Below are 5,470 nucleotides of genomic sequence, written 5' to 3'. Positions count from 1 at the left end.
TTCAGCGACAGGCCGAGCGCGCGGTAATCGTGGATGACATGCTCGCCGAGCGGCATTTTCGGCAGCCTCGTCTCCGGTTCCAGCTCGCGCAGGCGAAGCGCCGGCTGGTCGAACAGCGGCAGTCTTTCGGCGGCGCTCTTGCCGTCGAGCGCGCGCACCGCCCACAGGGCTTCGCGACGGTCAAGACCGAGCGAGCGAAAGGCATCGGCCTGCGCCAGTTTTTCGATCTCGCCGACATCGAGGCCGGAGCGCAGCCAGACATCCCTGACGGATACATAGCCTGAGCCGCGCCGCTCGACGAAAGCCTCCATGCGCTCCTTCGACAGGCCCTTGATCTGCCTGAAGCCGAGCCGCAGCGCATGATTTGTCTCGATGACGCCGCGCATTTCGGCATGGCGTGGCAGGATGCGGGCCGGATCGAATGGCGCCTTTTCCAACGTACAATCCCACACCGAAAAATTGACGTCGACGTCGCGGATGTCGACGCCATGGTCGCTTGCGTCGCGCACGAGTTGGGCCGGCTGGTAAAACCCCATCGGCTGCGAATTCAGGATCGCGGCGCAGAACACGTCGGGATAGAAGGTCTTGAACCAGCAGGAGGCATAGACGAGCAGGGCGAAGGAAGCAGCATGGCTTTCAGGAAAGCCGTATTCGCCAAAGCCCTCGATCTGCTTGAAGCAGCGCTCGGCGAAGTCCTTCGTGTAGCCCTTGCCGACCATGCCATTGATCATACGGTCGCGGTAATTGCCGATGGTGCCGGTGCGCTTGAAGGTGGCCATGGCGCGGCGCAGTTCATCGGCTTCGCCCGGTTTGAAACCGCCGGCGACGATGGCGATATTCATCGCCTGTTCCTGGAACAGCGGTACGCCAAGCGTTTTCTTGAGGATCGCTTCCAGCTCCGGCTTTTGATACTCGGCCTGTTCCTTGCCTTGCCGGCGGCGCAGATAGGGATGGACCATGTCGCCCTGGATCGGGCCCGGCCGAACGATCGCCACCTCGATGACGAGATCATAAAAGGTTTTCGGCTGGAGGCGCGGCAGCATCGACATCTGGGCCCGCGATTCGATCTGGAAGACGCCGAGCGTGTCGGCGCGACAGATCATCTTGTAGACCTGCCTGTCCTCCGGCGGCAGGGTGGCCAACACATAGGGCTGCCCATAATCATCCCGCGCATTAGGATAGTGATCCGTGAGCAAGGTGAAGGCGCGTTGCAGGCAGGTCAGCATGCCGAGCGCCAGCACGTCGACTTTCAAGATCTTCACCGCGTCGAGATCGTCCTTGTCCCATTCGACCATCTTGCGCTCGTCCATCGCCGTCTTGACGATAGGCACAATCTCGTCGAGCCGGTCCCTGGTGATGACGAAGCCGCCGACATGCTGGGAGAGATGGCGGGGGAAGCCCATGATCTCATTGGCACGCTCCATCACGTGCCCCGACACCGGGTCGGTGCGGTCGAGGCCGCCGGCGCGGGCTTCCTTCTCGCCAAGCTCCGATGTCGACCAACCCCAGATCGAGCCGGAAAGCGATGCCCTGACATCCTCGGACAGGCCCATCGCCTTCGACACTTCGCGCAGCGCCGAACGGCCGCGATAGCTGATGACGGCGGCGGCAAGTGCCGTGCGCTTGCCGCTGTATTTCTCGTAGATGTACTGGATTACAGTTTCGCGCTTTTCGTGCTCGAAATCGACGTCGATATCCGGCGGCTCGTTTCTCTCCTCGGAAATGAAGCGCTCGAAGAGCGAATCGATTTTTTCCGGCCCCACTTCGGTGATGCCGATGCAGAAGCAGACGACCGAATTGGCGGCTGATCCACGTCCCTGGCAGAGAATATCCTTGCTGCGCGCGAACTTGACGATGTCGTAGACAGTCAGGAAATAGCGGGCATAGTTGAGGCGTTCGATCAAAGCGAGCTCTTCCTCGATGCGCTTGGTCACGGAATCCGGCACACCAGCCGGATAGCGGTTCGCCGCTCCCTCCCGCGCCAGTCGCGCCAGCTCAGCCTGTGGACCAAGACCCGATTCCGTCGGCTCGTCGGGGTAGTTGTACTGGAGGTCGCCGAGCGAAAAAGTCAGCTCTTGCGCAAATCGCAGCGTCTCGGCCAGCGCCTGCGGGTGCCGGCGGAACAGGCGGCCCATCTCCATCGGCGGCTTCAGATGGCGCTCGGCATTGGCGGCCAGTTGTAGCCCGACCTCGGCAACGGGCGTGTTGAGGCGGATCGCGGTCAGCACGTCCTGCAACGGGCGCCGTTCGGCGGTGTGATAAAGAACGTCGTTGGTCGCCATCAGCGGAATGCCGGCGCTCTCGGCAAGTGCTGCCGCCTGCTCGATGCGGAAACGGTCATTGCCGGCGTAGTCGGGCGAAACGCCAAGCCGCAGGTTCCTGCCGAAACGGCCCTTGAGCTCACCAAGCAAGGCAAGACTGTCTTGCGCCCCCGTCGACAGACCGGGCAGGACCGCCAGCGACATCAGGTCACCCCATTCGAGCAGGTCGCCGCGCTGGAGAAGGGTGGCGCCTTTTTCGTTCTCGTCGCGCAGATTGGCTTGCGTCAGCATGCGGCAGAGGTGCCCCCAGCCCTTGCGGTCCTGGGGATAGGCGAGGATGTCCGGCGTGCCGTCGTCAAAAACCAGCCGGCAGCCGGGGTGATAGGAGAGTTTTTCGACCTTGGCCTGCTGCCAGGCGCGCACCACGCCGGCCACCGTGTTGCGATCGGCAAGTCCGATCGCCGAGAAGCCCAGGAGCTTGGCCGCGACCACCAGCTCCTCCGGCTTGGAGGCGCCGCGCAGGAAGGAGAAATTCGACTGGATGCCGAACTCGGCATAGGGAATGACGGTCAGCGCGTTCATGCGAAGACTCCATGCAGGAACCAGCGCGGCGGGACTTGCGAGGCGCCGCCGTAGAGGCCTTGCCGGTAGAGCCAGTAGCGGCGGCCGTCGGCATCCTCGATGCGGAAATAGTCGCGCGTCGATGCCGCCTCGTCGCTTGGCGCTTCCCGCCACCATTCGGCGGCGATGCGTTCCGGCCCTTCGGCGCGCTTGACCCGGTAGAGCGCGCGCCGCCAGCGGAAGTTCAGCGGCGGTCCTTCCGGCATTTCGGTGGCCGGCACATCGATGGGTTCGGGCGAGCGGAACAGCCGGATCGGTCGTTCCGGCGGAAATATGGTTTTTGGTGCCTGCAGCCTGTCCGGCTTCTTCGGCGGCGTGGTCCGGCACGGCGCGTCGGTGAAGGGGATGGTGGCGACGGCACGCTCCGGCAGATGGCTTTCGACCGCGACTGCCCGGAGAACCGCGCCATCGCCGAGCCGGGCGCGGATGCGGTCGGCGAACAGCGCGATATCGGCGCCGTCGTCGGTCACCTCGCCGGCAAGATCGGCCTGCTGCATGTCGAAGGTGGCTGATGCCAACACCGAGAGCCGCACCAGATCGAAACCATAGCCGGCATCGATATCCTGTTCGAGCGCGGCCAGCCTTTCATGGAACAGTTTCTGGATCAGCATGGGTTCGCGCATCGGCCGCGAGGTACCGAGCGCGATGCGGCTGACGGCGCCGTCGACGCGAAAGAGCAGCAGCGCCAGCGTCCGGGCGCCCTCGCCGCGGCGCTCGAGGTCGGTCTTCAAGGTCGCCGCCAGCATGCCCACCAGCCGTTCGATGTCCTCGGTCAGGGTGACGGGTTCGGCGAGGTGGCGTTCGACCGAAAGCGGCGCGACGGGCAGGCGCGGCGACACCGCCTCGTCGAGCCGGCCAAGCGCCTGGTCGAGGCGCAGGAGCAGCAGGGCGCCGAAGCGGCGGGCGAGCGGCGCGCGCGGTGCCGCCATGACGGCGCCCGCCGTGCGCAGGCCCACACTTTCCAGGCTGGTGCGGGTCGAAGGTTCTATGCGCAGCGCGGCCAGCGGCAGGGGCGCCAGCAGCGCCTCCTCCTCGCCTGACACAACGATGCGGTCGCCGCAAAAGCGTGCCGCCGCCCAGGCCGCACCCGGCGTCGCGGCAAGCCCGGCGCGGACATCGAAACCCTGATGGAAGAAGCGCGACAGGATGTCGTCCAGCATGGCGCGCTCGCCGCCGAACAGATGGGTGCAGCCGGTGACGTCGAGAAACAGGCCGTCTGCCCCGTCCAGCGCCACCAGCGGGGTGTAGCGGTCGCACCAGTCGGCGAGGCCTTCGAGCAGGCGGCGATCGGCTTCCGGATCGGCCTCGACGACGTCGATCGACGGATGCATGGCGCGCGCATCGGCGATGCCCATGTCGCGCTTCAGGTGCAGCGCCTCAGCCCGCTCGTCGAGGGCCGAGATGCGCTGTGCGTTGCGGTCGCGATGGCTGATCACGAGCGGCGGGTGAGATGGGTGATCCGACGACCGGGAACGCCAGGACCGCCCCAGACGCTGGCGCAGGATCCTTTCCGCCGCCAGATAGGGAAACCACAGGGACAGGATTCTTTGCCCGGTCTCTTGCCTCGCCCGCTCTTTCGTCGAATGCGCGTTCATCGGGGTTCCACTCCAGTGTGAATTGTCCAGGCAGGGCCGTGCGGCTCTTGCCGATGGTGAGGGTGAAGGCCGGGCGGCCGATCGAGCCGGCCAGCGGCCCGGCGATGGTGTCGCGCGGCACCGCCGGCGCCGAGGCGACGATGAGGCGGCCGGGTGCCGCCGTCGGTTCGGGCCCAGCCGCCTGCCGCAGCAGGAACACCGGCCGGCCGGCCGCTTGCGCCCTTGCATGCAGCCGGCGTGTCGCGGTCAGGTCAAGCCGCTGCGGATTGCCGCGGATTTCCAGGATGACGGCGGCGAGCGCCGTCATCCGGGCCGCCTCCTCGGCGACCCACAGCGCATCGACGAGCCTTGGCGCCTCGGAAAACAGCAATTGCTCCGGCTCGATGCCGAACGAGGCGTGAAGCCCCCTGGCATAGGGAAAGCCGGCCTCGCGAAAAATCTCCGATGTGCCGATCCACAGCACCGGCAGCCCCGGCGTTTGCTTGAGGATCAGGCTGGTGAGCGACAAAGCGAAGCCGGCGACGGCCCCGGCATCGCGGGTTTCAAGCCCATGGATTTCGCTCAGGGCGGCCTTCGGCAGCCCGCCGCTCAGGGCGGCATCGAGGCGCCCGACGCCGATAGGCAGGAACGCATCCGGCAACGCCGCGGCAATGCCACGCCGGACGATTGTGAGATCAGTGTTGACGTCAGCATCAAAGGGTGCGGCTGCCGGCGCAGCCAAGCGCTCGGGCAGCGTTCCCTCGATTTTCGCGATCTGGCGGCGCAGGGCAAAAACAGTCTCCCGCGCCACGGCGGTCATCGCCATGACGGTCAGCTTCCACTCACAATTGTTCCTGTTATGTTCCTATAGATTCCAGAGCGCATCCCAAGAGTCAAGCAGAGTCATGGGGAATTTATTCCTCTCTGCAGGGATGGCGCAGGCGCATCGGCCCGTTCATTTGCCGATTCCGGTGCGAAAGCCTATATGCCGGGATCAAAGGATAAAGCATGGCC

General features: G+C 65.4%; 3 protein-coding genes. All 3 read right to left on the bottom strand.

Annotated features, from left to right (window positions below; all coding sequences use genetic code 11):
* Positions 1–2,843 (bottom strand): error-prone DNA polymerase (locus tag EN994_RS16085; RefSeq protein ID WP_127307639.1); only part of this gene is annotated, 2,843 nt, incomplete at its 3' end.
* The gene (locus tag EN994_RS16080) at positions 2,840–4,318 is read right to left on the bottom strand and encodes a DUF6504 family protein (protein ID WP_063169573.1); all 1,479 of its coding nucleotides are present in this window, start codon (positions 4,316–4,318) and stop codon (positions 2,840–2,842) included. The genes EN994_RS16080 and EN994_RS16085, both read right to left, overlap by 4 nt.
* On the bottom strand, positions 4,260–5,282 hold the full coding sequence (locus EN994_RS16075; protein WP_127307638.1) for a hypothetical protein: 1,023 nt from the start codon (positions 5,280–5,282) through the stop codon (positions 4,260–4,262). The genes EN994_RS16080 and EN994_RS16075 overlap by 59 nt, the downstream gene beginning before the upstream one ends.
* Positions 5,283–5,470 lie beyond the last annotated feature (188 nt).

The sequence above is a fragment of the Mesorhizobium sp. M7A.F.Ca.CA.002.09.1.1 genome (assembly GCF_003998555.1).
GTDB lineage: Bacteria > Pseudomonadota > Alphaproteobacteria > Rhizobiales > Rhizobiaceae > Mesorhizobium > Mesorhizobium ciceri.
This window is presented reverse-complemented; position numbering and strand designations above follow the sequence as displayed.

Bases quoted from the DNA above. Each gene is read 5' to 3' on its own strand.
- EN994_RS16075 (WP_127307638.1), bottom strand. From the start codon at position 5,282: ATGGCGATGACCGCCGTGGCGCGGGAGACTGTTTTTGCCCTGCGCCGC.